The sequence below is a fragment of the Psychrobacter sp. GP33 genome (assembly GCF_014119005.1).
In the GTDB taxonomy this organism is placed as follows: domain Bacteria; phylum Pseudomonadota; class Gammaproteobacteria; order Pseudomonadales; family Moraxellaceae; genus Psychrobacter.
Map to the genome: position 1 here is coordinate 122,793 of NZ_JACGYX010000002.1, position 26,733 is coordinate 149,525.

General features: G+C 43.7%; 25 protein-coding genes. 8 read left to right on the top strand and 17 right to left on the bottom strand.

What is annotated here, in order from left to right; all coding sequences use genetic code 11:
• Positions 1-134: 134 nt before the first annotated feature.
• Together gshA and erpA are read right to left on the bottom strand one after the other, a co-directional pair.
• Complete coding sequence (gene gshA / locus H2245_RS02985) at positions 135-1,727, bottom strand: glutamate--cysteine ligase (protein ID WP_259365059.1); 1,593 nt, start codon at positions 1,725-1,727, stop codon at positions 135-137.
• A 308-nt stretch (positions 1,728-2,035) separates the two neighbouring features.
• A complete protein-coding gene (erpA, locus tag H2245_RS02990; protein WP_259365060.1) occupies positions 2,036-2,416 on the bottom strand; it encodes an iron-sulfur cluster insertion protein ErpA in 381 nt (126 codons plus the stop codon).
• A 485-nt stretch (positions 2,417-2,901) separates the two neighbouring features.
• Between erpA and H2245_RS02995 the strand changes: the two genes are divergently transcribed.
• Positions 2,902-4,974, top strand: a complete 2,073-nt coding sequence (locus H2245_RS02995) for an ATP-binding cassette domain-containing protein (protein WP_182405774.1) — start codon at positions 2,902-2,904, stop codon at positions 4,972-4,974.
• A gap of 147 nt (positions 4,975-5,121) precedes the next feature.
• Here H2245_RS02995 and H2245_RS03000 read toward each other — a convergent pair whose 3' ends face one another.
• Complete coding sequence (locus tag H2245_RS03000; protein ID WP_182405776.1) at positions 5,122-5,484, bottom strand: septal ring lytic transglycosylase RlpA family protein; 363 nt, start codon at positions 5,482-5,484, stop codon at positions 5,122-5,124.
• Between the two features lie 353 nt (positions 5,485-5,837).
• On the opposite strand from H2245_RS03000, the gene H2245_RS03005 reads away from it, so the two are divergent.
• Both H2245_RS03005 and H2245_RS03010 read left to right on the top strand, forming a co-directional pair.
• On the top strand, positions 5,838-6,860 hold the full coding sequence (locus H2245_RS03005) for a DnaJ C-terminal domain-containing protein (RefSeq protein WP_182405778.1): 1,023 nt from the start codon (positions 5,838-5,840) through the stop codon (positions 6,858-6,860).
• Positions 6,861-6,968: 108 nt separating this feature from the next.
• The gene (locus tag H2245_RS03010) at positions 6,969-7,280 is read left to right on the top strand and encodes a chaperone modulator CbpM (RefSeq protein ID WP_182406228.1); all 312 of its coding nucleotides are present in this window, start codon (positions 6,969-6,971) and stop codon (positions 7,278-7,280) included.
• Between the two features lie 132 nt (positions 7,281-7,412).
• Here H2245_RS03010 and sstT read toward each other — a convergent pair whose 3' ends face one another.
• The 3 genes from sstT to H2245_RS03025 form a co-directional block, all read right to left on the bottom strand.
• Positions 7,413-8,615 carry a serine/threonine transporter SstT gene (sstT, locus tag H2245_RS03015; protein ID WP_182405779.1) on the bottom strand — a complete coding sequence of 401 codons (1,203 nt, stop codon included), beginning with the start codon at positions 8,613-8,615 and terminating at the stop codon, positions 7,413-7,415.
• Positions 8,616-8,928: 313 nt separating this feature from the next.
• Positions 8,929-9,390: a DNA polymerase III subunit chi gene (locus tag H2245_RS03020; protein WP_182405781.1), complete on the bottom strand. Its 462-nt coding sequence runs from the start codon at positions 9,388-9,390 to the stop codon at positions 8,929-8,931.
• A 49-nt stretch (positions 9,391-9,439) separates the two neighbouring features.
• Complete coding sequence (locus tag H2245_RS03025) at positions 9,440-11,104, bottom strand: leucyl aminopeptidase (protein ID WP_182405783.1); 1,665 nt, start codon at positions 11,102-11,104, stop codon at positions 9,440-9,442.
• Positions 11,105-11,566: 462 nt separating this feature from the next.
• Here H2245_RS03025 and lptF point away from each other — a divergent pair, with 462 nt between their 5' ends.
• Positions 11,567-12,883, top strand: coding sequence for an LPS export ABC transporter permease LptF (gene lptF, locus H2245_RS03030; protein WP_404944652.1), 1,317 nt, complete (start codon positions 11,567-11,569; stop codon positions 12,881-12,883).
• Positions 12,884-12,885: 2 nt separating this feature from the next.
• Positions 12,886-14,139, top strand: a complete 1,254-nt coding sequence (gene lptG / locus H2245_RS03035; protein WP_182405785.1) for an LPS export ABC transporter permease LptG — start codon at positions 12,886-12,888, stop codon at positions 14,137-14,139.
• 90 nt (positions 14,140-14,229) lie between these two features.
• Here the strand turns inward: lptG and H2245_RS03040 are convergent, their stop codons facing one another.
• On the bottom strand, positions 14,230-14,838 hold the full coding sequence (locus H2245_RS03040; protein ID WP_182405787.1) for a class I SAM-dependent methyltransferase: 609 nt from the start codon (positions 14,836-14,838) through the stop codon (positions 14,230-14,232).
• 198 nt (positions 14,839-15,036) lie between these two features.
• Between H2245_RS03040 and H2245_RS03045 the strand changes: the two genes are divergently transcribed.
• Entirely contained in the window at positions 15,037-15,471 is a 435-nt protein-coding gene (locus H2245_RS03045) for a PH domain-containing protein (protein ID WP_182405789.1), read from the top strand.
• Between the two features lie 21 nt (positions 15,472-15,492).
• On the opposite strand, the gene xerD is transcribed toward H2245_RS03045, so the two are convergent.
• The 7 genes from xerD to recN form a co-directional block, all read right to left on the bottom strand.
• The gene (gene xerD / locus H2245_RS03050) at positions 15,493-16,431 is read right to left on the bottom strand and encodes a site-specific tyrosine recombinase XerD (protein ID WP_182405791.1); all 939 of its coding nucleotides are present in this window, start codon (positions 16,429-16,431) and stop codon (positions 15,493-15,495) included.
• A 153-nt stretch (positions 16,432-16,584) separates the two neighbouring features.
• On the bottom strand, positions 16,585-17,838 hold the full coding sequence (locus H2245_RS03055) for a class I SAM-dependent methyltransferase (protein ID WP_182405793.1): 1,254 nt from the start codon (positions 17,836-17,838) through the stop codon (positions 16,585-16,587).
• A 52-nt stretch (positions 17,839-17,890) separates the two neighbouring features.
• A complete protein-coding gene (gene tusA / locus H2245_RS03060; protein ID WP_182405795.1) occupies positions 17,891-18,151 on the bottom strand; it encodes a sulfurtransferase TusA in 261 nt (86 codons plus the stop codon).
• Between the two features lie 69 nt (positions 18,152-18,220).
• Positions 18,221-18,703: a hypothetical protein gene (locus tag H2245_RS03065; protein WP_182405797.1), complete on the bottom strand. Its 483-nt coding sequence runs from the start codon at positions 18,701-18,703 to the stop codon at positions 18,221-18,223.
• Between the two features lie 75 nt (positions 18,704-18,778).
• Complete coding sequence (ruvX, locus tag H2245_RS03070) at positions 18,779-19,318, bottom strand: Holliday junction resolvase RuvX (protein ID WP_182405799.1); 540 nt, start codon at positions 19,316-19,318, stop codon at positions 18,779-18,781.
• Between the two features lie 119 nt (positions 19,319-19,437).
• Positions 19,438-20,001, bottom strand: a complete 564-nt coding sequence (locus H2245_RS03075) for a YqgE/AlgH family protein (RefSeq protein WP_182405801.1) — start codon at positions 19,999-20,001, stop codon at positions 19,438-19,440.
• A gap of 107 nt (positions 20,002-20,108) precedes the next feature.
• Positions 20,109-21,791, bottom strand: a complete 1,683-nt coding sequence (recN, locus tag H2245_RS03080; protein WP_182405804.1) for a DNA repair protein RecN — start codon at positions 21,789-21,791, stop codon at positions 20,109-20,111.
• A gap of 675 nt (positions 21,792-22,466) precedes the next feature.
• Between recN and H2245_RS03085 the strand changes: the two genes are divergently transcribed.
• Positions 22,467-22,802 (top strand): pyrimidine/purine nucleoside phosphorylase, encoded by a 336-nt coding sequence (locus tag H2245_RS03085; protein WP_182405806.1) that lies wholly within the window; start codon positions 22,467-22,469, stop codon positions 22,800-22,802.
• 79 nt (positions 22,803-22,881) lie between these two features.
• The gene (gene rlmB, locus H2245_RS03090) at positions 22,882-23,652 is read left to right on the top strand and encodes a 23S rRNA (guanosine(2251)-2'-O)-methyltransferase RlmB (RefSeq protein ID WP_182405808.1); all 771 of its coding nucleotides are present in this window, start codon (positions 22,882-22,884) and stop codon (positions 23,650-23,652) included.
• Here rlmB and coaE read toward each other — a convergent pair.
• From coaE to H2245_RS03105, 3 genes are all read right to left on the bottom strand, one after another.
• On the bottom strand, positions 23,615-24,286 hold the full coding sequence (gene coaE / locus H2245_RS03095) for a dephospho-CoA kinase (protein WP_182406230.1): 672 nt from the start codon (positions 24,284-24,286) through the stop codon (positions 23,615-23,617). The two genes, rlmB and coaE, sit on opposite strands and share 38 nt — an antisense overlap.
• A gap of 225 nt (positions 24,287-24,511) precedes the next feature.
• The gene (locus H2245_RS03100) at positions 24,512-25,411 is read right to left on the bottom strand and encodes an A24 family peptidase (protein WP_182405810.1); all 900 of its coding nucleotides are present in this window, start codon (positions 25,409-25,411) and stop codon (positions 24,512-24,514) included.
• A gap of 25 nt (positions 25,412-25,436) precedes the next feature.
• A complete protein-coding gene (locus H2245_RS03105; protein WP_182405812.1) occupies positions 25,437-26,660 on the bottom strand; it encodes a type II secretion system F family protein in 1,224 nt (407 codons plus the stop codon).
• Positions 26,661-26,733: the final 73 nt, after the last annotated feature.

The following is a 26,733-nucleotide window of genomic DNA, read 5'->3' on the forward strand; positions in this document are numbered from 1 at the left end:
CAATTACTCTTATAAATGGGTTTGGCAGAATATTATGAGATTAAAAATCAAGTTTTACTTTTAAAGGCATCATGATCAATCTGATTTACGGATAATGGATTGATTGACTCATAAGGCTTAAACACCCTTAACGATTAGCGATATTGCTGTAGGTACTTCATAAAATCTTCGGTTTCAGCTGCTTCAAGTTCTTCTTGCTGTAATATGGATTTTTCTGCCAGTACTTCATACTTTGCCTGAGTATTTGGGCTAAGCGTTTGCTGTAATAGTGAATCACGGTGCTGCTGGGCTAAGGTAAAGCCAAGCTGCCACAAGCTGCCTAAGCGTTCACTATCTGCGTTCACTTGCGCTGAAATAGTCGACTCCGAATGACCCGCTTTGCCTTGCATCAATGCTACCGCCGCCCGATAATCGTTGCCGCCATAATGTGCATCAAGCAATCCTGCTAATGGGCGCATACCTTCTAAATGCTCAAGCATCCAGCTTTGCAGAGGTTGCTCAATACCATTATTCAAAATATTTAAGCCATTAACGCGACCTTCATTGACCACACGCTCAAGATTAACTGCTAGCTCTTCTTCTTCTATAGGCAACAAATCAGGAGAGTCATTAAGCAGACAATAAAGCGCCATCACCTCTAAAAAACAAGAGCTCGATAAGCGTATACCAACATCACTATAAGGATCTAAATCAATTGCGCGAAATTCAACATAGGCAATACCACGGCGCTCCAATGCCTCAGTTGGCGTTTCACCACTGGCAGCGATTTGTTTAGGGCGAATAGGGCTATAGTATTCATTTTCTATTTGTAGAATATGATCATTAATTTGAATCGGGTTGCCCGCCTCATCATTTAAGCCCAGTTTTTGGAAGCTCTCATGTGGCGTTTGAATAGCGCGGCGCAGACCGGCGACATATTCTGGCAGGTAGTTATAGCGGATATCAAGATGCTCTTGCACACTATTGGTATAGCCAAGTTTACCCATACGTAGACTGGTAGCCGCAGGCTTATAATAGGTGGCATCGTTTAGCAGCTCTAGATCATGCTCGCGACCCGCAAGGAAGCACGGGCAAACGCTTGGGCTTGCTCCTAGTAAATACAAGACTAAACTGGTCAGACGTTTAAAGTTACGAATCAGACCTAAGTACTTTGCGTTTTTAAAATCGGCAAGGGATTGCGCTTCTGCTTGCTTGTCCGTTTGCACTTGCAACGTATGCGCTTGCCATGCGGCAAACAGCGTATCGCCAAAAGATAAATTGTAGTGCAACCCTGCAATAGTTTGCATCCGGCGACCATAACGAATACCCAGTCCGCTACGGTATAAGGTTTTAAGCTTGCCCGTATTTGAGCTGCCATAATCGGCAAGCGGAATGTCTTTATCGTCCGATGACAGCATACAAGGCATGGACAGCGGCCACATCAGCTCGTCTTCAGGTAAACCTTGATAAACCAAAACATGAAGCTGACGCAACATATTAAGCGTCTCTTTTGGCGATTTTTTGGGGTCAGTAATGAGCTCAAGTAGACTCTCTGAATAGTCAGTGGTGATAAAAGGGTGAGTCAGTTTTGAGCCCAGCTTTGCCGGATGCGGTGTTTGTGCCAGATAGCCGTCGGGTCGTACGCGTAGACCTTCTTTTTCGATGCCGCGTAGCATGCCCACTAAAAGCTCGCTGTTAAACCAGCTTGGGATTTCAAAATTAGCAAAGGTTGGGGCAAAATTACTCATAATAGTCATCTATTGTTATTCATTATGGCTGGGCAAAAACGGGCAAACTTGCTCAGAAGTGACTGAAACTTAGAGTCAGTAATGCCGTCAGTTTAGCCCAAAGCCCATTTAAAAACTATCCACGATTACAAAACCAGTAACCTTTGATAGTCCATATCTTTATGAACTTTAAGCATAAGGTTTAAGATAAAAATGCATACTAGGTGTTTTCTAAATATTGAGATAAAAAAAGCATCTACCCTTAGATAAATGCTTTTAAAAAAATACGTGTTTCTATTTATAGTTTAAGTAGTGGTTTAAAAATAAATTTAAATCGAAAACGATGAACCACAGCCACAAGTGGTGGTGGCATTCGGATTTTGGACGATAAAACGCGCGCCTTCTAGCCCTTCAGTATAATCAACGGTCGACCCTTGTAAATACTGATAACTTAACGAATCAACCACAAGAGTCACATCATTATTATCAAAATTAGCATCGTCTTCATTTAACTCATTGGCAAAGTTAAAGCCATAAGAAAAACCTGAACAGCCGCCACCTGTGACATACACACGTAGCATAAGGTTACTGTCGCCTTCTTCTTCACGCAAACGGCGAACTTTTTGCGCAGCGCTATCAGTAAGGTTCAATACTGTCGGATCTACAGGCTGGCTGGCACTGGGGTTGTATTGGTTGGTTGCTGTGCTCATATCTACCTCAATGGCTAAAATTGAATATTTTGGTTGTTATTGTTTGGGAAAATAGGATCACTATTGCTCAAAAATATTCATAATAATGATAGAGTCACTGTTAAATAATGACTTTTAATGAGACAAAAATGCCTTACTAATACAAAGGGTATTAGTACTTATGTGATTGATGTCAATAGTGTTTTGCTAGTATACCATAATTGGGGTCATGATTGATTTGTCAAGTGCCCTGATGCTATTTAAAGAGAATGATGCCATTGGGGTAAAAAATAAGGTAGATATAAAAAATCCAGCGTAAACGGTGGATATCGCCCACTATTAAGCGTCATTAATCGCTTAATTATGAAATACTTATTTAATTGTTTGCCTATCTGTTGGGCGTTTGAAATAATAGCGCGCAGTTGGTATGCGTAGTGCGTGCTTTGCTTATCCTTTTATTAGTGTTAATGATACTTTTTACAAAACCCTTGAGATGAAAAAACCCTATGATCGAATTTAAAGACGTTGGTGTTCGCCGTGATGGTCGTGAATTATTTGCTGGTGCTAGCTTTCAGCTACATCCAGGTCACAAAGTAGGCTTGACGGGCAACAACGGAACCGGAAAATCAACCTTATTTGCCTTGTTATTAACGCGGATGGGCACAGGTGATACGGAAGTTACCGTCGATCGCGGAGAAGTGAGTATTCCGGATAGCTGGCATGTGGCGCACATGGCGCAGGAAGTGGGCGCAAGCGCGCAGACGGCGATTGATTATGTACTGAGCGGTGATGAACAGTGGTATAAAATCAATGCTGCTTTAAGTGATTTAAGTACGGTTAGTGATGACCAAATTGGCATATTGCATCAGCAGTTTGACGAAATTGACGGTTATCGTACCCCAACCAAAGCCGCACAAATTATGGCGGGTTTGGGCTTTAATACTGGGCAACATGAACTGCCGGTAGAAGGCTTTTCTGGCGGCTGGCGTATGCGTTTAAACTTGGCTAAAACCTTGATGAGCCGTGCTGACTTAATGTTACTGGATGAGCCAACCAACCATTTGGACTTGGATGCCATTCTGTGGTTAGAGACGTGGATTAATGCCTTTACCGGTCTCGTTATTGTCATCTCACATGACCAAGCCTTTTTGGATAATACCGTTGGGCATATTTTGCACGTTGAGCAAAAGAAAATTACGCTATACACCGGTAACTATCAACAGTTTATTCGTACCCGTCATGAGCGTATGGCACAGCAGCAGCAAGCGTTTGAGAAGCAAGAAGCGACTAAGGCGCATTTAGATGATTTTATTCGTCGTTTCCGCGCCAAAGCCAGTAAAGCGAAGCAAGCGCAAAGCCGTATCAAACAGCTTGAGCGTATGGCTGAGCTATCACCGATGATGGCGGACAATCCGTTCTCGTTTCAGTTTTATGAGCCTGCCAATATGAGCACGCCGCTGATTGAACTGACCAATGCCGGTATTGGCTACACCGATACGCCGATGCTGCATAACGCCAATATTCAAGTGACACCAGATACGCGTATCGGTCTACTGGGTATGAATGGCGCAGGTAAATCAACCTTGATTAAGGCCTTAGTCGGTGAGCTGAAAGTATTATCTGGCACCTATAATGTCTCAGATACGCTCAAACTGGGTTATTTTAATCAACATCAAATGGATGCTTTAGACGCTACTGCTACCCCGCTAGAAATGATGCGCCGCTTAGCGGGTAAAACCTCTGACGCAGAATTACGCTCATTTTTGGGCAGCTTTGACTTTCGCGGTGAACGTATTGACACCCCAAGTGAGCTATTCTCTGGTGGCGAGCGTGCGCGTTTAACTTTAGCTTTGATTGTTTGGCAGCGTCCAAATGTACTGGTACTTGATGAGCCAACCAACCATTTAGACTTACAAATGCGTCAAGCCTTAACTATGGCATTGCAAGGTTTTGAGGGCGCAGTGGTATTGGTATCGCATGATCGCGAACTGATTGCCAACGTCTGTGATGAATTGTTCCTCGTGCATGACGGTCAAATCGATGAGTTTGATGGCGACATCAGCGATTATGGCAAATGGCTTTCTGACAAGCGTAAAGAAGCCAATAGCTCAGATAAAGGCGCTGATAAAAAAGGCAAGAATAAAAAAGCGAAGAAAAAATTCGTGAATAAAGATGATGTTTCACGTGAAACTGATACTGAAAATCACGGTTCTCAGCCTGATAATCATAAGCACGCTAAAAAAAAACTAGCAAATCCTAAATCAGATGGTGGCGCAACCGCTGTATCATCGTTAAGTAAAGAAGATCAGCGCAAACTTGCCGCCGAACAGCGCAAGCTCACTGCACCTATTCGCCGTGATATTGAGAATTCAGAAAAAGCGTTGGCTAAAATTGACACTCAACTGACAACGCTAGAGGACAAGCTTGCCGATACTACGTTGTATGATGAGAGCCGAAAAGCAGATCTATTAGCGCTGCTGAATGAGCAAACCGCGCAGCAGCAACAGCATAGTGAAAACGAAGAAAAGCTATTGCTGGCGATGACAACGCTTGAAGAAATGGAAGCAAAGTTTGCTTAGTTGAGAATAAAACTTTCAGCTAAATACATCTTTAAACATCATTATTTCCTAAAATTCTAATGGTCAGATTAGGTAATTAAAAAGCTGATAGACTAACTTTTAGCCCATAAAAAAGGGGAGCGCAACTGCGTTCCCCTTTTTGTCATTCTACTGTCGGCGGTATTTGCCATCGCCATAAGACAATATCTTCATACTAGTGGTACAAAGTTGACAATCTATTCTACTGGCAGCCGCTTTCGATAAATCCAATATCCGTCCGCGGATATATGGTCCTCTATCGGTGATTTTTACAATCACACTCTCTTTGGTCTCTTTATTGGTCACACGTACCTTGGTGCCAAATGGTAAGGTTTTATGGGCAGCGGTTAAAGAGTTCATGTTAAAAATGCTACCACTTGCCGTGCGTTTACCATGGAATTTACTACCGTAATAACTGGTGTTAGCCGCAAAAACGCTGGTCGTTAACAACAGTGACAACGTGACCACCAAGGACTTTATAAAATAAGACATTTAATACCTTTACGTAATTAATAAGATAGACAGATACCCTTGCCTATGCTATTCATATTCCCTATGACTATGAATAATATACATATTTTACAAGACTAAGCTTGCCATGGTCTTACCGCTGTGTAAAAAACCCTTGCGTTCAAAAGGACAGTCACTTGCAGTTGGCTGACAGTGGCGCAACAATTCTCAAAAAGCAATGGTGCTAGAATCTATCCATTCAATAGTCCTTTTTATTGTGTAATGCCATTAGTATTTGTATATCAGCCAGACACCTATTATTAAGAAATTATATTGAAAAATTGCACTATCCCCATAATTAAAAAATTTTTAACAAATCAAAAGGGAAAACAACAATGGCAGAAAAAAACTATTACGATATTCTTGGCGTAAAAAAAGATGCCAGCGATGCCGATATTAAGAAAAAATATCGTAAATTAGTACGACAATATCACCCCGATGTCAGTAGCGCGCCTGACTCTGATGTCAAAATTGCTGAAATTAATAATGCTTATGAAACGCTACGGGACAAAGATAAGCGCGCTGAATATGATGCCATGCTTGCCAACCCATTTGTGGGTCGCAGTGGTCAAGGGGGTCAGGGCGGGTTTGGCGGACAAGCGGGCGGTGAACAGCAAGGTGGCTTCCGTTGGGAAGATATGAGGGATCAGTTCGGCGAAGGCGAGGCGTATGGTGGTGGCGGTTTCCGTTTTGACGATATTTTCTCAGCCTTTGGTTCTGGGGGCGCGCGCGGGCAAGCAGGTGGGCGCTCGCAACAGGGCGGCTTTGATCAATTTGGTGGCGGTTTTAGTAGTCACGATAGCAAGGGTCAAGACCAACATGCAGAGATTAATGTCGATTTAGCATCGGTGTATAGCGGTGATGATTACAGTATTAAACTCAATGTCCCGGTTCGTCAAATAAATGGCGATGTCAGCTACGATAATAAAACTTTAAAAATCAAAATTCCAAAAGGTATCACTGATGGCAAACAAATTCGTCTAGCCGGACAAGGCGCGGCAGGTGCTGGTAGCGGTAAAAATGGTGATTTGTTCTTAAAAGTCAAAATTACTCATGCCAGTAATATTCGTCTAGAAGGCGCAAACGTTTATCAAACTGTCAATATTACCCCGTGGGAAGCCGCGCTTGGCGGCAAAATAAACGTTACCACGCCAGCTGGTACTTTAGGCGTTACTATCCCAAAAAACACCAAATCTGGTAGCAACTTACGCCTTAAAGGTAAAGGGATTCCTGCCAAAGAAGTAGGAGATTTATACTTAACATTGACTATTGTTAACCCAAAAGTAATCACGGATGCTGAGATAGCCGCCTATGAGCAGCTCAAACAAGCCTTTGCTAATAGCACGATTCAGCGCTAAGTATTTTTTAAATAGTTTTAGCGGTACTCTTAGCACCACCCTTAATAGTTAAAATAGAGATAACCACCATAAGATAGATGACATATAGCGTAAAAGAGGATAATAATGATGAAACAGTCACCTGAATTAACCGACATTGTCATGAGCTTAGATGAGCTGGTTGCGGCATGCGGGCAAGAACCACAATGGGTTATGGCTTTGATTGAAGAAAGTATTATCGATTACGATGTGCCTGAAAGTAGACAGTTTAGCGGCTACCAATTAACCACTGTGCGCCGTGCAGCAAGGCTGAGCCGAGATTTTGATGCCAGTGTGCCGGCGCTTGGGCTGATACTAGACTTATTGAATGAGATTGAGCAGCTACGTCAATTTAAACGTCAATGGGACAGACAGACGCTAATGATTGAGATTGAAGAGTAAATAGGTTTATTTTTTAAATAGACAATGCTTTTAAAAATGGTAAGCAATGTAATAAAAGCTAGGCAACAAAAAAGGGCATCTATTGCCCTTTTTTATCGTTAAAAATAATAGTTTGCGAACTATTGGACGTTATTAACGCGCATATTTAGGATCAGCCGCCGCAGTGAATAAGACGTCAGTTGATGAATTCAGTGCCGTTTCAGCAGAGTCTTGCACCACACCGATGATAAAGCCAATCGCCACCACTTGCATGGCAATGTCGTTAGGAATGCTAAATAAGCTACTGGCAAGCGGAATCAGTAGTAATGAGCCACCCGCCACACCTGACGCCCCGCACGCGCTAATCGTCGCCACAATACTTAATAATAATGCTGAACCAAAGGTCACTTCGATGCCTAATGTATGCGCTGCTGCCAGTGTTAATACGTTAATGGTAATTGCCGCGCCTGCCATATTAATAGTCGCACCGAGTGGAATAGTCACCGAATAAGTGTCTTCGTGCAGACCAAGTTTACCAGCTAGATTCATGTTTACTGGAATATTTGCCGCTGAGCTGCGGGTAAAAAATGCCGTGATTCCTGATTCACGTAAACAGGTAAATACCAGTGGATACGGATTTCTTCTCGTCTTTACAAACACGATTAAAGGATTGGCAACTAAGGCAATAAATAGCATACAGCCGATTAATACCATTAACAAACGCGCGTAGCCGTTTAGTGCTTCAAAGCCAGTAACGGCGATGGTATTAGCAACCAAGCCCAAAATACCAAAGGGTGCTAACGCAATCACCCATTTGACTACTTGCGAGATGGCATCGGCAAAATCGCTGACCACCGTGCGAGTGGCAGCGCTGGCATGCTTGAGTGCAAAGCCGATGATAATTGCCCACGCCAAGATGCCGATATAGTTGGCTTCGGCAATAGCATTGACGGGATTGGCGACCAAATTGAGTAGTAAATTGGTCAGCACTTCTTGTAGGTCAGCAGGCGGAACTTGCTCAATCGTGGCATTGATTAATACCAGTTTGGTGGGAAATAACATACTTGCGACTACCGCTGTCAGTGCCGCCAAAAAGGTGCCAAACATATACATAATAATGACGGGCTTAACGAACACCTCATTGCCACTACGATGCTGGCTAATCGCTGCCATGACCAGCACAAATACCAACACTGGTGCGACCGCTTTCAACGCCCCGACAAATAAAGTACCGAGCAAGCCCAAGGCAATGCCAATATTGGGCGCCAGCCAACCGATTAACACCCCTAATATTAAGCCAATAATAATCAGCGGTACTAGCCCTATTCGCTGGTACATCGCAATCAATGAACGCATTACCCCACCTTTACTTAAGTTAATCACTGGTTTTATTCAACAAACATCAATCATGAAAGTCGAATCATATCAATACTATAATAAGCAGGGGATGGTAGCATTTTTTCAGATATTCGCCTACTGTAATAGAATGGGCGCATCATCTCAAAGACGACAACAGACCATCTCAAAAACAGAAAAGTATTCTGAGAAAAAATTAAGTGAGTAATATTAGAAAAAGAGAATTGGGAAAATTCAAAGTTAAGGAAGAGATGGATAAAGTAAATAAACTCATTAATCTACTAAGATATAGAACAATAAAATAATAAAGAAACTAGACTTTAAAATGGGTTAGTTCATAGCCCAATTGTTGATAATGCTTATAGTTATCGCGACCTGCTTGCATGCTTGCGGTATCGGGTTTGATGAGTTCAAGCACCCGTGTCGGCGTGGCATTGTTGGTTATGGTCATAAAGTCGGTAATGGGACGGGACGTGAGATTAATGATAATGCCATTAAAATTCGCTGGTAAATAAGCACCCAGAAAAACGGGCGCTCCAGCTGACGCTGTTTGGTCAGTCATAATGTCATCAGTGACCAAACGCTGGTGCGGAATAAAGCTGGTCGCTTCATCCGCCCACAGCGCATCATCAAGCACGTCAAGCATCGTCTCATCCTCAGTAAGAATAAGCAGCGATTGAGTGCCTTTATTGAGCGCCGTTTGCGTCAGCTGACAGGTAAAGCCCAAGCTGTCTTGGGCTTTACTCTCGCTTAATACATAAAAGCTAATATTCATAAACTGGTTTTCATTAATTAGTTTTTATTAATTAGTTTCTATTAATAGATTATGCCATATTTGCGCTGTTTTTAAGATATTGCATAAATAATGGTACAGGGCGACCGGTTGCTGCTTTATCCGCGCCAGAGATCCATGCGGTACCAGCAATATCTAAATGCGCCCATGCTTGACCATCTTCAATAAAACGCGCTAAGAAGCAAGCGGCAGTGACAGCACCAGCAGATTTACCACCAATGTTTTGAATATCAGCAATCGGCGAGTCTATTTGTGGCTGATAGGCATCATCTAACGGCATGTGCCAAATCAAATCGCCTGACTGAGCACTGGCATTCTCTAACGCAAACAACACGTCTTCATCATTACTAAATACTGCTGAGCGCACATGACCCAATGCCACCACACAAGCGCCCGTTAACGTTGCTACATCAATGATGGCAGATGGGTTATAACGCTGTACGTAGCATAAGGTATCGGCTAATACTAAGCGACCTTCGGCATCGGTATTCATGATTTCAACCGATTTTCCGTTCATCGCTTTCACAATATCACCAGGGCGCGTCGCATCGCCTGATGGCATATTTTCAGCACATGCCAGCGCACCAACCACGTTAATCGGCAGACGCGATATGCACAATGCTTTAATCGTACCCAATACTGAAGCCGCGCCACCCATATCAAACTTCATCTCATCCATTGCCGCACCCGGTTTGATTGAGATACCGCCTGAATCAAAGGTCACGCCTTTACCAACCAATACGATTGGCGCATTGTCAGGAGCTACTTGGGTAGTCACATCGTTTTTATCTGCTTTTTTGCCAGTGCCTTTAAGAGGAAGCTTATCGGTGATAGCTTTTATACCGCTGGTTACTTTTGCGGCATTGCTAACTTTTTGAGTACCGGTGTTTGTATCATCGGTGGCGCTAAATTTAGATTTGCCTTGATACTCTAGAATGACCAATTGACCTTCTTTGGTAGAGCCTTGTGATACGGATAAAAAGCAGCCCATCCCTAAAGCAGCCATTTCTTTTTCGCCCAGTACCGTCACTTTTAAGAGGTCAGGATAAGCTTTGGCTAATTCTTGTGCTTGCTCTGCCATGTAAGCTGGGAAGCAAATATTGCCTGGCTCATTAGCGACATCACGGGTCAGACTTTGACCGGCAAATACCGATTCAGCAAAATCCAACGTTGACTGTAATGTGGCATCGGCAAGCAGATAGATATCGGTTAATACGGGCGTGGATTGCTCAGATTTATACTTCTCAAAACGGTAGCTTGCTGCCAATAAATTTAAGGCAAATTGACCAAACTCGTCTTCTTCTAAAGCATCACCTAAGGCTACGGTAATAGACCCAATTCGTTTTTGAGTGCTTTGATAAATGGTCGTGGCAATTTTTTGCAGGACAACATTGCTCAGCTTATCCACACATCCAACACCGACAAGTAACAGTTGCACTGGGTTTTGCTTGGTGGTTTTCTTATCGCCCGCTAAAGCATAATCAGCAACCGTTTCGCATGCTTTACCTTTAAAGTGTGAGACGTCAATCAACTGTTCAATACGGGTTTGATACTCAGTTAACGCTGATGCCGCTAATATATTTTTCTTATCATCAACCAAAACAACAAGGCAAGATGCGTCTTTGTCATTGGCGGCTTTTTTAAGCATTTTTTTAGTATGCGTTTCTGGTAGATTTTGCGTTAGATTAATATTCATATATGGTTATCCTTATTGACGAGAAGAGTAATAAGACTGATAAAACTAACAAGACATTGTTTTGACCCGTAGACAACGGGCATATAATTTTAAGAGCAGAATTAACATTTTGACGATAGGTCTGCCACACGAAAACTAAAAATGGTGACTATAATAAAGTCTATCGTTATTTAGCGTTATAATTGATTGTCTATGCTCATGGAGCGTGTGAGCTAGTGTAGCATACCAGGGGACAACTGCGCAGTGTGTAAGGCTTAGGTAATGTTTGCAAACACATTTCACCGCCATTGATTACAAAAACATGCTAGCATTAGCAGTCCTGCTATTGGCTGAAATGAAGGCTAATGGCACTATATTTTGTGCACCCGTGCTGCATGAAAAATCTATACAGAAATCTTATCAAAAATTTCTGTATATCTCTGCGACTTATCTTCTAATGACCAACTTTTAAGAGTGCCTATTTTGATATTACGCCGCTATATGACCCGTCAGGTTGCCTCGACCACTGCTTTGGTATTGGGGTTTTTGGTGGTGCTGATGCTAGGCGGTCGCTTAATTCGTTACTTTGGTATTGCCGCTGAAGGCAATTTAGACATCAGTTTATTGTTTACCATTATCGGCTATAACTTACCTTACTTTTTAGAGCTTATTTTGCCATTGGCATTTTTTATTGCGCTGATGCTGGTCTTTGGTCGGCTGTATGTCGATCAAGAGATGGCGGTAATTAATGGTAGCGGTATGTCACGCGGTAAGCTTGCTCGGCTAATGACGCCTTTAATTTTGGCATTGTTTATCGGTGAGGCAGCATTGTCCATGGTTGGCAAGCCGTGGGGCGTGCGCTCGGCAGAGAATATCTGGCAGCAGCAAGCTTTGAGCAGCGCGTTTGATTTAATTCGCCCCAATGAATTTATCAGTAACGGCAATTATCATCTATATGTGGGCAGCTTAAGTGACGATAAAACTCAGCTGCAAGATGTGGTGTTGATTCAAACTCAGCCTGCGCCGAAGGGTTCAGGCTCAAATAAAGATAGTAATGCCGACAATAAAGCAGCCCAAGCTGCCATTAATGAGACGCTTCCAGTCGATGGTGTACCAACAGCGATCAACGAGCGTATCGATGGTATCAATGCGACTGCCGGTAAAGATGCAATTACTAAGGACATTATTACCTTAGCCAAGCGTGCCGAGCAAGTAGAAAACAGCGCCAGCGGTGTGACTCAGTTGGACTTATTCCAAGGGCGGCGCTATGAAGTGGGTGCAGGCAGCTTAAAATATAATCAAGTCGGCTTTGATCGCTATCGCATTACGTTGTCAGAGTCGCCAAAAGAAGTGGTGACTGAGAACAATATTGAAACTCAAGCGATTGTCCCATTGTGGCGAGCGGCAACTGGCGGCTCAGAGGTAGGCAGCGTCAATGCGATGCGTGCCGCGCAAGGGGAGCTTGGTTATCGCTTGGCGCTGCCGTGGCTGATGATTATCGCGCCCATGCTCGCAGTGCCGCTATCACAAGTTCGTCCCCGTCAAGGGCGTTGGTTACGTTTGTTCCCATCGATTCTATTATTTGTCAGCTGTGCGCTGGGGGTTATTTCACTTAAAAATGCAGTGAGTAAAGGCAGTGTCAGCGTTTGGTCATATGCGTGGCTTGTTATTGGTTTTATGACACTGGCACTATATATGAACTGGGGTAGTCGCATCCAACATCGCTTGCGCTTGCGTCTAAAAGAAGACCCTGCATTAGCAGTAGAGCATCCAAATCAGCATTCACAAGGAGGGCAGTAATCATGCGCTCTTTGTTCCCTAAATCCCGAACGTCAAATATCAATGTTAATGGTAACGCCAATTTACAAGTGCTGGGGCGCTATGTAAAACTCAATGCATTATTAGCCATTATCGCTGCTGTGATTGGGCTGTGGGCGCTGCAAGTATTGTTTTCTTACTTATCTGAGCTGGATGCGCTAAGCGACAGCTACACCATGTCCGATGCGCTGGCCTTTATTTTTTATCGCTCGCCCTATTTTTTAGAAGAATTTATGCCGACTGGGGCGCTACTCGGTGCAGTAGTGGGCTTGGGTCTGCTGGCAAATAAAAGTGAGCTGGTGGTCATGCGCGCGGCTGGCGTGAGTATTTACCGTATCGTTGGTTGGGTATTACAACCGGCCTTGTTATTTGTGCTGCTGGCATTGGCAATCAATCAGTTTGTACTGCCCTATAGTAATCAGCGCGCCAATGAAATCAATAATGAAGACAACACTTCGCTCGTTACCTCAGTTCGCGGTTATTGGACGGTACAGCCGCGCTTTAAGACTGTTGCTACTAACAGTAATAGTTCAAATGACAATACTAATAATAATGCCGATGAAGCAAGTGTACAGCCGGATGGCAGCGATATTCTGTATATTGACTACGCTGATGTGAAGGGTAGTCTTGGTGAGATAAAACGCTGGCATTTAGATAATAGTGGCAATTTGCAAACCGCAATTCATGCTACAGGTGGTAAATATACCGGTCGCCAAGCGGTCACCAGCGACAATGCTAGTCCCAGTGAGCAATATCGCTACGAGTGGCAGTTGGGCAATATGACCACCTTAAGTATCAATCAAGGCTTTGGTAGCAGCCAATCTACGACCGCATCGGATATTATAAGTCTGCCCTTTGCGCCAAAGTCTGTATATCTGCTTACCCGTCAAGCTGAAGATTTATCGCTTACCCAACTTTATGAGCATCGCCAATTTATGCGCCAACAAGGCAAACGTTCTCTGACGCATGAGCTGGCATTTTGGCAAAAGTTGCTGTCGCCCTTGTCGATTTTATCGCTAGTGATTGTGGCGTGCTCATTCGTATTTGGCTCGCTCCGTACGCACAGTTTAGGTTTGCGTATCGTGGTGGCACTATTATTCGGTTTATTGTTCAGCTATGTGCAAGATTTGGTCGGTTTTATATCGCTCGCCACTGGTTTTTCACCGTTACTGATGGTGCTATTACCCATTATCGCCAGTACCGCGGCAGGTGGTTATCTGATAAAACGGCAGATGTAATACTAAATAATTAGCCACAAAAAGCACGCTAAATCTCGAAGATATAGCGTGCTTTTTATTACTCTTAAATCTTCATTAATAGCTTAAGTTTTAATCTTTCGTTGCCATAGTAATGGTATACGTTTTGCCTTGTTTGACCTTTTCGCTATTGCCAAATACTTCGGTAAATGAGCGTTTCATAAATTGACGCAAGCCATTAATTGTCACCACATAAAAACGTCCGCCTTTACGCATACGCGCATGGGCATCTAAGAAATAGAGATAATGCTGCTCTTTACCCACTTTTGCGGGCAAGTTTGACATCACAAGGCTAAAGTCTTTTGCTTTATCGACATGATTAAAACCATTTGATAAGTGCACATCGACATTAGACAAACCATTTTTTTCGCAATTTTGGCGCGCATATTCTACCGCCATAAAGTCTTTATCAATCAAAGTATGCTGACCGTTCGGACATTCGCGCGCTGCCGTCATACCGAGCACGCCGTAACCGCAGCCCAAATCTATCGAATCATCGTCTTGCTGAAAGTCTACATAATCAAGCAGCATGAGGCTACCGTCATCAAGCTTTTGCGGTGAAAAAATACCCCACGTGGTGGCAAAATCAAACGGCTTACCCAGTACGTCTTGACGAAAATTAATATCTTCGCGCCAGTGTTTGGCTTTTTCTAATAGGTCAGCAGGGGGTCTATGGCTCATGGTTTTCTCGAATAATGGATAAGTAAAAGGCGGTACGCGATGGAATAAAACAGCGTACATATTATGACGGGTATTGTAACGAGAAAAGGAGCGGTTTGCAGCTAGGGATTGGTAGAAATTGTGATACAGCGATACGGATGAAAAATCACTCGGCTATGCTAAACTGAAGTTCGTCTTAATCAATCTTAAAGTGACATCATGTCAGACATTGTATTTATATCCAAAGTTGATTTTTGGATTGCGTTGGTGCTCTGGGGCAGCAGTTTACTAGTAATTGCCATTCCATTTTGGCAATGGAAACGGAATGAAAACGGTTCATTAGCCCAAAGTATACTGCTTACGATTATTCTTTTACCATTTATTGCTTTGATGCTTATGCCATTTTTTGGTACGAAATATACGTTAACGGATAGTCAGCTTCTCGTAAATAATGGTTTTTTTACCCAGCGTATTGAACTTGCCGATATTACTTATATTACCCCAAGTCGAAGTTCTATTTCTGCGCCAGCGCTCTCATTAGACAGGCTTGAAATAAATTATCAAAACAAAGAAGTATTAATATCACCAAAAGATAAGCCGCAATTTTATCGAGAAATACAAGCACGTAACCCTAGCATAATGATAGTGGAGTAGGGCGCGCCACACGCCAACAACTTATCCTCTCGGATGATGCTCCGCATGTAATTTCTGCAATCTCGCTGTTGCCACATGAGTATAAATCTGAGTGGTGGACAGATCACTATGCCCTAATAACAATTGTACGCTACGAAGATCCGCGCCATGATTGAGTAAATGGGTAGCAAAAGCGTGACGTAAGGTGTGGGGTGATAATTCTTTATCAATACTGGCAACTTTGGCGTACTTCTTAATAAGATACCAAAAGTTTTGCCGCGTCATATAACCGCCTTGCGCGGTCAAAAATACCGCTTGGCAATTTCCCGCTTTTAGATGCGCAATTAAATCGCCACGACCATGCGTGAGATAATCCTCTAACGCTTCTGATGCGAATTCACCTAATGGCACTAAACGGGTTTTATTACCTTTTCCTGTAATCTGTAGCCAGCCTGAATTGAGATTGACTTGTTCAAGTGATAAGTTAATCAGCTCGCTCACACGCAGACCGCAAGCATAGAGCACCTCAAGCATGGCTTTATCACGCAGTCCAAGCGCAGTGCTGCTATCGGGTGCGGCAAGTAAATTATCAATATCGGCTTCGGATAAGTCTTTCGGTAACGGTCGTCCAAGCTTTGGGCTTTTGATACGTTCGCATGGATTATCTTCGCGTAGATTACCAGCAATCATCCACAGATAAAACTGACGTAGGCTTGAAAGCATACGTGCTTGGGTGCGTGGGGTTTTGCCATCTTTAGAAAGAATAGACAAGCAATGCAGGACATCTTCGGGCAGCCAAATCGTTAGCGCTTTACGGTTGGTCAGCTCACAAGAGCGCAAGTCGCGCACATAAGCATTACGGGTACGCGTCGCTAGACCACGCGCGAGCATCGCTTGACGAAATTCGGTGATATAAGCCGGTTCGTCATCGACGGCTAGCGCTTTTGGTTGGCGCGGCTGTACGGCACGATCACGGCTCATAAGACAATACTCGGCAGTTTTATAGAACAGAATGAGATAAGTTGACTTACTGAGAAGTTTATTGCTTAACTTGATCTTCTAACAATATCAATAAAGCGTTAATAAGATTTTGCTAGGCAGCTTTTATACTTGAAGTACTATTTAGATATTACTTCAATCAGCAAAAGGCACTAAACACCATAACGAGGTGATTTCTGCATTGCGTGCTGCAAATAGAGGGTCAGTATTGTCTTGACTGCGACCGTGTTTAGGCGTGGTATCAAGACGGTATTTTACTTTTAAACCACTCTCCGTAAACCAGCCTAATAATTCCTCACGGCTGCGCAATTGCAAATGTTCTGCTAAATCTGACAGAATTAACCAGACCTCTCCTTGCTCAGCTAAGCGCTGTTTTGCACCTTGCAGAAACCCACGTAACATGGCGCTATTGGCGTCGTAGACGGCATATTCTAATGGGGAAGTTGGTTTAGCAGGCAGCCAAGGTGGATTACAGACAATCAGATGAGCCAATGGCGCGTCAGTCGGAAACAAATCAGCTTGCTGCAACTGCACAGTAGATAAGGCTAAACGTGCAAAGTTATCGCTGGCACAAGCCAACGCACGCGGATTCAAATCCGTTGCGATTATCTGCTTTATACCGCGCTGCGCTAAGATAATCGCCAGCAAACCAGTTCCCGTACCAATATCAAAGGCAACATCATGTTTATCAGGGAGAGGTGCATCAAGCAATAACTGCACATACTCATGACGGGTAGGGGCAAACACGCCATAATGTGGAAAAATGGATAGTCCTAAATTTGTAATTGGCACGCCTTTCGCACGCCATCCTGCCGCGCCTAACGCCCCTTGCAAGTCACGAAATGAAATCAAGCACGGCTTATCTAGCTTACCAAACGCCGCCGTACATGCCGCGCTTACATCGGGCGCGCGACGTAACTGGCTGACATAACCGGCATCAAGCGCTAACAATAAACGACTTAATAAGCGCGAACGCTGAGCTTGTGCTTGGCGTTGCTGATGGAATAAATTGGGTATTTCTTTAGAGCTTTCCAAATTCAAAGTTACTAAGTTAGGATTTTCTAAGTTAGATGCTGCTAAGGGTTTAGCCGCGCGTTCAGACTCAGCAGCTTTACTCAATTTATTAGCCACTTTGCTCATTTTGCGCTTTTCACTGCGCTCAATACGTCGCGTGAGAGCTTGTAATAATTGCCGCGCATTCTGAAAGTCACCGTGCCACAGCATTGATGTGCCCGCGCAAGCCAAGCGATATGCTTCATCTGCACTCGTTTTATCGTCGACCAAAACGATACGTGCAGGCGGCACTTGATTACTCTCAGACAACCAGCGCGCATGACATAACGTTTCGTTGTCAAACCACTGCACATACTGCTTTTCTGTTGCTAACACGCGACCTACCTTTAACTTATGAATGAGATGTTGCTGATGCCCCTAGCCGCTATTAAGCGCTTTTTTTCTTAACCAAATAGCGATACGTTGGCGCGTCATCCAGCGTTTCTTGATGAACAAGCGTGTGTCCTAAATGACGGCAAAAATTAGGAATGTCACGCGTCGTTGCTGGATCAGTGGCAAGGATTTCGATAATCTGGCCGCCGTCTGCTTGACGTATAGTTTTATGCAGCATCATCACTGGTTCAGGACAAATCAGCCCTTGCGTGTCTAGATGATGATTAACAGTCGTATCTTGAGTCAAAGTAGTCATAGTCATCGTTTTGTATGGTTTAAAAATAGGTTAATAGTTTGCTTATTACTGCCAGCTAGTCTTTATGAGTTATTCTTCATGAGGAGCTGATTCAGGCTCATTCGATACTGCCAAAAAATCAAAAAACCGCTTAAAACTGACTTTAAATAAAAACGCCACGCCAAGCCAGCAAGAGAGCCCAAGCCAAGCGGTATCGGCAAATAATAAGCCACCAATCAATACGATAGTTGAAACGCCAATTGTCATTCTCACCATCGACGCTTGATTGAGCCGATAGCGATAAATAATAAATGCATCATATAGCGTAATAGGAATAGTGAGCCCAATCAGTGCATACGGCAAATTAAAAAACAGGCGATACAGTAGCGTGTTGTCATGAAACATCTTAATACTGGCAATCGTACCAAAGACCATAAAGGCAATAATGGCGGCATAAATTAAATAAATAGCTATTGTATTCGCTTGCTGTGCGCCTTTAATACGGGCAATGGCAAGCGGCGCAAAGCCATGTTGCGAGGCATTTTGTAAGGATTGGTTTGGAGCAGTGGTCATAACAAACAGCCATCTTTTATATAAATATGATTAAGAATGGTATAACTATGCTGATAGTTATCCAGCCATGTTTGCTTATTCTGCTTTCATCGCATCAATCGGTAGCGCACAACTTGGGTCAGCAAAATAGGCAGATAATAAAATACAGGCGGAGATATCATCAATCGGGTCACGCTCGTTTTTAATCCAGCCTTGCTCCCACGCCAGCTCACGCGCACCGACTGAGGTCAAGCGCTCATCAGATAGCAGCACACTGGTAGGCACGCCTTGTTCCATCAACCGATGCGCCAAGCGGCGGGCAAATTTATGCGCACGTTTTGATAGCATCGAGCTGCTGCCATCCATATTAAGCGGCAGTCCCACTACTACTGTCGTGACGCCCCACGTTTGAATAATGCCCAGCAAATTATCCCAATCAGGTTGTCCATTATTCATCGCTAAAATATCAAAAGCACGTGCGGTTTCGGTAATACTATTACCCAGCGCCATGCCCATTTTCTTAACGCCATAATCTAATCCCAAGATAAGATGCGCTTTTGGCACTGGCTGAGCGTTATCAATAGGTAACGTTTCGCTTTCAATATCCGTTATGGTATTACGGTCTGCTATCGTCATAGTAGCGACTTTTTCCTATGTTCAATGTATGTACTTAATAGTTTTTACTAGATTAAATTTTATTTAGCCACACAGATTCTCATTGTATTAAACGTGACCAATATTAAGCATTAGCTTTTCTATGCATGACCAATGTCACTACTTAAATAATCAAAATTCACCCCAATTTTTTCAGCCGCCACTTGCCAGCGCTTTTCAAAAGGCGTATCAAATAAAAGGGTCAAATCCGCCGGACACACCAGCCAATCACCATTCTTTAACTCTTCGTCCAGTTGTTTTTTACCCCAGCTCGCATGCCCCAAGCACAGATGGTAATGCCCGATACCTTGAGCGGCGCCAATACGTTCAAGGATATCTTGACTGGTGGTGATGCAGACGTTTTCTGAAATCGCAAACGAGGATGCCCACTGCGGCTGACCAGTATGCAGCACAAAACCTATTTCAGGATACATAGGACCACCATCCAACGCCATATCTTCCATCACTTGCGCGTCGCTCACCTCTATATCTAAATCCTCTAGCAACTTGCCAACGCTAGAGTGCTCGATTGGTCGATTGACCGCCAAGCCCAATGCGCCATGCTTATCATGACGGCAGATATAGATCAGCGTGCGCTCAAAGCGTGGGTCGGACAGCTCAGGGGCAGCGATTAAAAAATGATGGGTTAGATTGGCTTTAGACATAAGGACAGGCACAACATCAGAAAAAGGGGAGAGATTACTATATGGTGATAGGCGCTAAGAAAGCAACAGATGTCTGTTGCTAACCCGTTAAGAGCATTAATGGGTGTTTAAGATTTGACATCGGTCAGTAAGCTTTTGGCATGCTCGCGCGTGACGTCAGTAATAGTAATACCCCCTGACATACGCGCCAACTCATCAACTTGGGCGCTATGGGTTAAAATGATGAGCTCGCTTTGGGTCTGCTCATGATGATGTTTCTGTACCAAGATATGCTGATGCGCTTGCGCGGCAACTTGAGCTTGATGGGTAATTGCTAATAACTGTTGCGATTGCCCAAGCGCGCGTAATAGTTCGCCGACCACTTGCGCCGTACCGCCACTAATACCGACATCAACTTCATCAAAGACCAGCATTGGTTTTGCCGCATTGTTATCGGCGCTGGTGACTTGAAGCACTTGCATGACCAATGCCATACGTGACAGCTCGCCACCGGAGGCAATCTTATATAGCGGCTGCATCGGCATACCGACATTGGCGCTAAATAATAGGTCGATATCATAGCAGCCTTGAGCATTATAAGATGCCGTATCACTTTTTTGGGTAAATACAAACTCGCAGCGTGCATTGGGCAGTGCCAGCGGTTGCAGTTGGGCAATCAGCTGCGCACAAATCGGTGGCGCTGCTTGCATACGTTGCTCATTTAATGATGTGGCAAGCGCTAGATACTGCTGCCATGCCTGATCAATTTGAGCGGTTAACGCCTCGCTGCTTGGCTCATTTTCTAACTGCTCTAATTGCTCTTGCCATGTCTTTGCTTCATCGATTAAATCGCTGGCTGGCAAGTTATGTTTGCGTGATAAACGGTGTCCCAGACTGATGAGACTATCTAGTTCTTGCAAGCGTTCAGGGTCAGGTAATTGCTGTTCGGCATAATCGGACAATAGCGCCGTCACCTCAGTAATCTGCTGCTGGGCTAAATGCAGCTGCTCTGACGCTTGCCCAAAGGTGTTACTGACGCCCATTTGCTGATCACATAGCTTGATTGCTTGCCCCAATAAAGTCATCACATCAGGCTCATCAGTATCATTATCGAGCAGATGCAAGCCATGGCTGGCCTCCGTCATCAATGCTTCAATATTGGACAGCTCTTCGTGCTCCGCTTCAACTTCTTGATAATTGACGCTCAGTAAGGGCGCAATATCAGCTAGCCGACTTTGCAGCAGCTGGATTCTATCTTGACGTTGTGCTTCACGATTGGCAAGATTATCCGCATGGCGCTTCAGCTGTTGGTAATCTTGATAAGCGCTTGCCATTTGGGTCGCAAGAGGCGTTAATTGTGCCATCGCATCAAGCCACTGCACCACAAATTGCGGTTTGAGTAAGGCTTGCTGAGCATGTTGGCTATGAATGTTGATGAGTAAGGTACCAAGGCTTTTTAGTTCCGCCATACTGACCGGCGTGCCATTTAGCCATGCTTTTGAGCGCCCGTTACTGCTCAGTTGTCGACGAATCAGCAAGTCCGTCTCTTCTAATACCCGCTCATTGGTAAGAAACCATTCTGCCACCACTTTATTATCGGTAACGTCAAAATTGGCATAAATATCGGCACTGTCTGCGCCATGCCGCACCATGGCACTGTCCGCGCGTGCACCCGCGCACAGCGACAAGGCATCTAGCAACAAGGATTTTCCAGCGCCCGTCTCTCCGGTAATAACATTAAAACCATCTGCCACATTGAGCTCGTGCTCAGCAATTAGCGCAAACTGACGTAAGGTAAGTGATAGCAGCATCAAGTTCTCTCATAGCAGACAATCAACCGAAAATATCTTAAAAATATAAATAAGATAATGTCGATTCAGTGGAAGTTATAGGTCAATATAGGATGTTTTAAGGATAAAAATATAAATAATAAAAGCAATCAACGTCTATAAATTAAAAATAGCGCTTTAACAAAAGCTCTATTATAGTAGAAATGAGGCTTAAAAAGCTCAATACGAACTATTTGAATAGACAAATAAAGATTGTTATATATGTATATGTGTAGATAAAAATAGTTGTGTTTAGTGGTTCATTTTAAACTATTTTTTCAATGATACTACCTTCATTATATTTAACCTCAAAGATACATAGCATCAGCCATTTATAATGTATAACCAAGTCAAAAAAGTGATTGTTTCTAGCATTTATTTTAGCTTCTAGATGCGCTGTAACAAACTTTATAGATATAATGTGGTAGCATAATCTTACCGAATCATAACTTATACCCCCTTCTTTCACGATAGACGGCGATTAAATAAGGCCCAGATGTCTTGTTTACTTGCCTTTTTAGTGTGAAAAAGTACATGCTGCTGGGCATTTTGCCAACAGTTTTTAAGCCCTTTTTAAGAATTGCTTTGTGAAGTAAGCCCTGATAATCAGTCACTTATTTTTTAGTTTAGCCACAATTATTTGATAAGGAGGTCATTATGACAGCCGCACAATTTACCAACGTGACAGTCAATGCGCAGGCCACGATTACGTATGATGGACGCTGTTCTAGCCATACCATCATGTTTGAAGACGGTCGCCATAAGACATTAGGCGTCATTTTACCCTGTGATAGCAGCGTCGAATATTACCAGTTCAGTACCAATACGTCCGAACGTATCGAGTTCATCAGTGGCGAATGTGAAGTCAAAATCGATGGCGAAGAAGACTACAGCTATTACCGCGCTGGTCAATCGTTTGTGGTTGAAGGCAATAGTGGCTTTAGCTTACGCACCGAAGAAATCGTCCAATATGTTTGTCATTTAGAAGGTTAGGCAGTTGGGCAAATAGTTTAGCGCAGTATTTACCTTCTATCGCATGAGCGGTAGTTCTTTTTTGATCAATAGGCATGTTATGGCAAAACCCACTTATTTTTATGGCATTCATGCTATTGAAGCGTTACTTGAATATCGTCCGACCGATGCGCTCAGCCTCTTTGTGCAACAAGGGCGAGAGAGTGACAGTCATGTACAAGCAATCATGGCGCAAGCTCAAGCACAGGGCATCAGTCTACAGCCAACGCAAAAAGAAAAGCTGACCCAATTATGCGGCAGTCCTCAGCATCAAGGGGTTGTAATGCATGCCCGTCCCTTGGGCTTTGCAAATGAAGCAGTTTTAGATACCATCATTGCGCGTGACCAGTGCTTATTGTTGGTATTGGATCAGATTACCGATGCGCACAATTTTGGTGCTTGTTTGCGTACTGCAGTGGCAATGGGCGTTGATGCCGTTATTTGTCCCAAGCATCATGCAGCAAGCTTGACACCTACCGTCGCTAAAGTGTCGGTCGGGGCAGCTGAGATGATGCCCATTATTAGCGTGACAAATTTGGCACGAGCATTAGCGCATATTAAAGACGCTGGGGTTTTTGTGTTTGGTACGGCACTTAATGCTGATGCCAAGCCGATACATGCCGCTGACTTGACTGGCAAGACGGCACTAATTATGGGCTCAGAAGGCGAAGGCATGCGCAGGCTTACTACAGAAAGCTGTGATGAGCTGGTTTATATCCCGATGTCAGGCAATGAGCACGGTAATTTGCAAAGCTTAAATGTAAGCGTCGCCACTGGCATGGCGCTGTACGAGGTTAATCGACAGCGTACGCTAGCTGCTGCGCAAGGGTAAGATAGTTTTGATGCAGCGGTACTAACTGTGTATGTAGTGCCGCCACATCTCCTTCATTGACAATGACATCATCAGCGTGGCGATTACGAGCCGCGCGGTCTAATTGATTTGCCATAATCGCTTTAATCTTGGTCATGCTTTGGTCATCACGCAAACTGGCACGCGCAAGCTGGATGTTTTCATCAACATCAATGACTAAGATACGCTGGCATAAATTTGCTAATCCAGCTTCTGCGCCCTCAATTAATAATGGCGCTGACAATACAATATAGTCGGATGTACACGTACGCAATTGTTCTTTTGCCGCTTCACGTATTGCTGGATGAGTGATAGATTCAAGCTCTATTAGTGCTTCAGGGTGGCTAAACACGTGATTGCGTACCGCCGCTCGATCCATCTCTCCTACCGGATTTAATACCCAATCGCCAAATTTTTTCTGAATTTTGCGCAAGGTCTCACTGCCTTTTGCGACCACTTCATGCGCAATCACATCGGCATCAATAATATCAATCCCTTGCTGGGCAAACCAGTCACTTGCTGCGGACTTACCGCTACCGATACCACCGGTCAAGCCGACTACAAGCGTCTTTTTTAACGAAGTATTTGCAGTCTGGCTATTATCTTGCTGACGCATAAGGTTGGTATTATCAACTGCGTGATGAGACGATGTACTATAGTTTGTTGACATAGAAGTGACTTATTTGGCTGATAGAATAGGACGAATAAAATAGAAAATGAGACAGAATGATAAGGTTATGGAGACGCGCTTGACCAACCTCAAATTTTAAACGCACTAATTTTAGAGGTACTGGTTAAATGTATTAATCTCGATTGTGCTAATTTTGAGCTTGCTATGCTATTAGACATACATGCCCAAATATCCATTGACGATGTCCGTGCCGTATAATAAGGCAATAATGCCAGCAATAGCAATATAAGGACCGAAGGCAAAGGGTTGGCTTTCCCCTTGTTTTTTAAGCAAAATAATACCGACGATAGAGCCAATTAAAGAGGACAATAAGATAATTAACGGCAACATCATTGGTCCAAGCCACGCGCCCAATACCGCCAATAATTTAAAGTCGCCTTGCCCCATACCATGTTTTTTCGTAATCAAATAAAATATTTTTACCACTACCCACAGCGACAGAAAGCCTAATAGTAATCCCCAAATGGATTGGGTTGGGCTGACAAACCAGCCTTGCGAATTTACCGCCAGCCCTAGTCCAGCCAAAGGGAAGGTTAAGCGATCTGGCAACAGCTGAGTATCAAAATCAATACCAGTGAGCGCAATCAGCGTCCACACCAAGACTAAGGCGGACAGTCCTGCCATAGTAACCCCAAAATGATAAATGACCAGTGCCGATAGTAAGGCAGTGACCAACTCAACGATAGGATAACGCACGCTAATAGGCGCTTTACAGTCGGAACAGCGTCCGCGTAATAGCAGCCAACTAATCAGTGGGATATTTTCTGTCCAGCTAATCTTGTGAGCGCAGTTCGGACAGCGCGATGCTGGTTTACTTAAAGTAATGGCCGTATCAGCTGCCACAATGTTGGTCAGCACATTAGCCGGTTCAACAGGGATATCGACTTGCTGCGCTAAAAACTGACTGCATTCTTGTCGCCAGGCGTGATGCATCATCAGCGGTATACGGTGAATCACCACATTTAGAAAGCTGCCGACGCAAAGCCCAAGTAAGGTAAATACGATGAGCGCAACGCTCATATTGTCTTGTAATAATGCTATCAATTCCATCCGCTGACTGTCCTGTAATTAGTCGTTAACCTACTACCGAGCCCATTTGGAAAATAGGCAAATACATAGCGATGACTAAGCCACCAACCAAAACCCCAAGTACTGCCATAATCAGCGGCTCCATTAAACTGGTCAATCCATCAACGGCATTGTCGACCTCATTTTCATAATACACAGCTACCTTATCTAGCATTTCCTCCAAGCTTCCCGATTCCTCGCCAATACCAACCATTTGAATCGCCAAACTCGGAAATAAATTGGTACTGCGCATGGAAAACTGTAGTTGCTGCCCGGTCGACACATCGTTTTTAATTTGCTGAGTGGCATTATAAAACACCACATTATTGGTTGCTCCAGCCGTAGAATCCAACGCATCAATTAACGGAACACCAGCGGCAAAGGTGGTGGATAAAGTGCGAGAAAAACGTGCGATAATCGCTTGATATGCAATATTGCCAAATATTGGCATTTTTAAAGTTAAACGATCTAAGAAATCGCGAAACTTTTTACTGCGTTTTTTTGCTTCAGAAAATCCAATAATAGCGCCGCCAATCATTACAATTAGCACAAACCACCACGATTGCATCCATTCAGACATACTTACCACCATTTGTGTAAACGCAGGCAATTCAGCACCAAAGGATTCAAATAACCCTGAGAATACGGGTACTACTTTAATTAGTAGAATAATGGTCACAATAATTGCCACTACGATAACAGCGATAGGATATTTTAAAGCCTTTTTAATTTTGGCTTTAAGTAATTCACTTTTTTCTTTATAAGTAGCGACGCGCTCTAGCATGGTTTCAAGCGCACCTGACTGCTCACCAGAATCCACAAGAGAGCAAAATAAATCATCAAAATAGCGCGGATGGCGACGCAGCGCTGAGGCAAAGGTACCGCCAGATTCAATATCTGCTTTAATTTGTAGCACCAACTCTTTCATGCTTGGATTATCGAGGGCATCAGCAACAATCTCAAACGATTGAGTTAACGGCACACCTGCTTTCATCATGGTCGCTAACTGACGCGCAAAGATAGCAATATCAATCGGCTTAATGGCTTTTTTAAAGGTATATAAAGGTTTTGATTTCTTTTTAATGGATTTAACCGTAATACCTTGTTTGCGCAGTGTGGCTTTTGCGAGCTCCAAACTGCGGCTGGTGGTTTCGCCTTTTACCTTTTGACCGCGTCGATTAACCCCATCATAAACGAAGTCTAAAAGATGGTCAGTCTTTACTTTTGCCATATTAGCACCTCAAATTTTGGCTGTTTTGCAAAATAGATCAACGTGATTGAACGGTATCAGCGCTCTACATAAC

Bases quoted from the DNA above. Each gene is read 5' to 3' on its own strand.
- gshA (WP_259365059.1), bottom strand. From the start codon at position 1,727: ATGAGTAATTTTGCCCCAACCTTTGCTAATTTTGAAATCCCAAGCTGG.
- erpA (WP_259365060.1), bottom strand. From the start codon at position 2,416: ATGAGCACAGCAACCAACCAATACAACCCCAGTGCCAGCCAGCCTGTA.
- H2245_RS02995 (WP_182405774.1), top strand. From the start codon at position 2,902: ATGATCGAATTTAAAGACGTTGGTGTTCGCCGTGATGGTCGTGAATTA.
- H2245_RS03000 (WP_182405776.1), bottom strand. From the start codon at position 5,484: ATGTCTTATTTTATAAAGTCCTTGGTGGTCACGTTGTCACTGTTGTTA.
- H2245_RS03005 (WP_182405778.1), top strand. From the start codon at position 5,838: ATGGCAGAAAAAAACTATTACGATATTCTTGGCGTAAAAAAAGATGCC.
- H2245_RS03010 (WP_182406228.1), top strand. From the start codon at position 6,969: ATGAAACAGTCACCTGAATTAACCGACATTGTCATGAGCTTAGATGAG.
- sstT (WP_182405779.1), bottom strand. From the start codon at position 8,615: ATGCGTTCATTGATTGCGATGTACCAGCGAATAGGGCTAGTACCGCTG.
- H2245_RS03020 (WP_182405781.1), bottom strand. From the start codon at position 9,390: ATGAATATTAGCTTTTATGTATTAAGCGAGAGTAAAGCCCAAGACAGC.
- H2245_RS03025 (WP_182405783.1), bottom strand. From the start codon at position 11,104: ATGAATATTAATCTAACGCAAAATCTACCAGAAACGCATACTAAAAAA.
- lptG (WP_182405785.1), top strand. From the start codon at position 12,886: ATGCGCTCTTTGTTCCCTAAATCCCGAACGTCAAATATCAATGTTAAT.
- H2245_RS03040 (WP_182405787.1), bottom strand. From the start codon at position 14,838: ATGAGCCATAGACCCCCTGCTGACCTATTAGAAAAAGCCAAACACTGG.
- H2245_RS03045 (WP_182405789.1), top strand. From the start codon at position 15,037: ATGTCAGACATTGTATTTATATCCAAAGTTGATTTTTGGATTGCGTTG.
- xerD (WP_182405791.1), bottom strand. From the start codon at position 16,431: ATGAGCCGTGATCGTGCCGTACAGCCGCGCCAACCAAAAGCGCTAGCC.
- tusA (WP_182405795.1), bottom strand. From the start codon at position 18,151: ATGACTACTTTGACTCAAGATACGACTGTTAATCATCATCTAGACACG.
- H2245_RS03065 (WP_182405797.1), bottom strand. From the start codon at position 18,703: ATGACCACTGCTCCAAACCAATCCTTACAAAATGCCTCGCAACATGGC.
- ruvX (WP_182405799.1), bottom strand. From the start codon at position 19,318: ATGACGATAGCAGACCGTAATACCATAACGGATATTGAAAGCGAAACG.
- H2245_RS03075 (WP_182405801.1), bottom strand. From the start codon at position 20,001: ATGTCTAAAGCCAATCTAACCCATCATTTTTTAATCGCTGCCCCTGAG.
- recN (WP_182405804.1), bottom strand. From the start codon at position 21,791: ATGCTGCTATCACTTACCTTACGTCAGTTTGCGCTAATTGCTGAGCAC.
- H2245_RS03085 (WP_182405806.1), top strand. From the start codon at position 22,467: ATGACAGCCGCACAATTTACCAACGTGACAGTCAATGCGCAGGCCACG.
- rlmB (WP_182405808.1), top strand. From the start codon at position 22,882: ATGGCAAAACCCACTTATTTTTATGGCATTCATGCTATTGAAGCGTTA.
- coaE (WP_182406230.1), bottom strand. From the start codon at position 24,286: ATGCGTCAGCAAGATAATAGCCAGACTGCAAATACTTCGTTAAAAAAG.
- H2245_RS03100 (WP_182405810.1), bottom strand. From the start codon at position 25,411: ATGGAATTGATAGCATTATTACAAGACAATATGAGCGTTGCGCTCATC.
- H2245_RS03105 (WP_182405812.1), bottom strand. From the start codon at position 26,660: ATGGCAAAAGTAAAGACTGACCATCTTTTAGACTTCGTTTATGATGGG.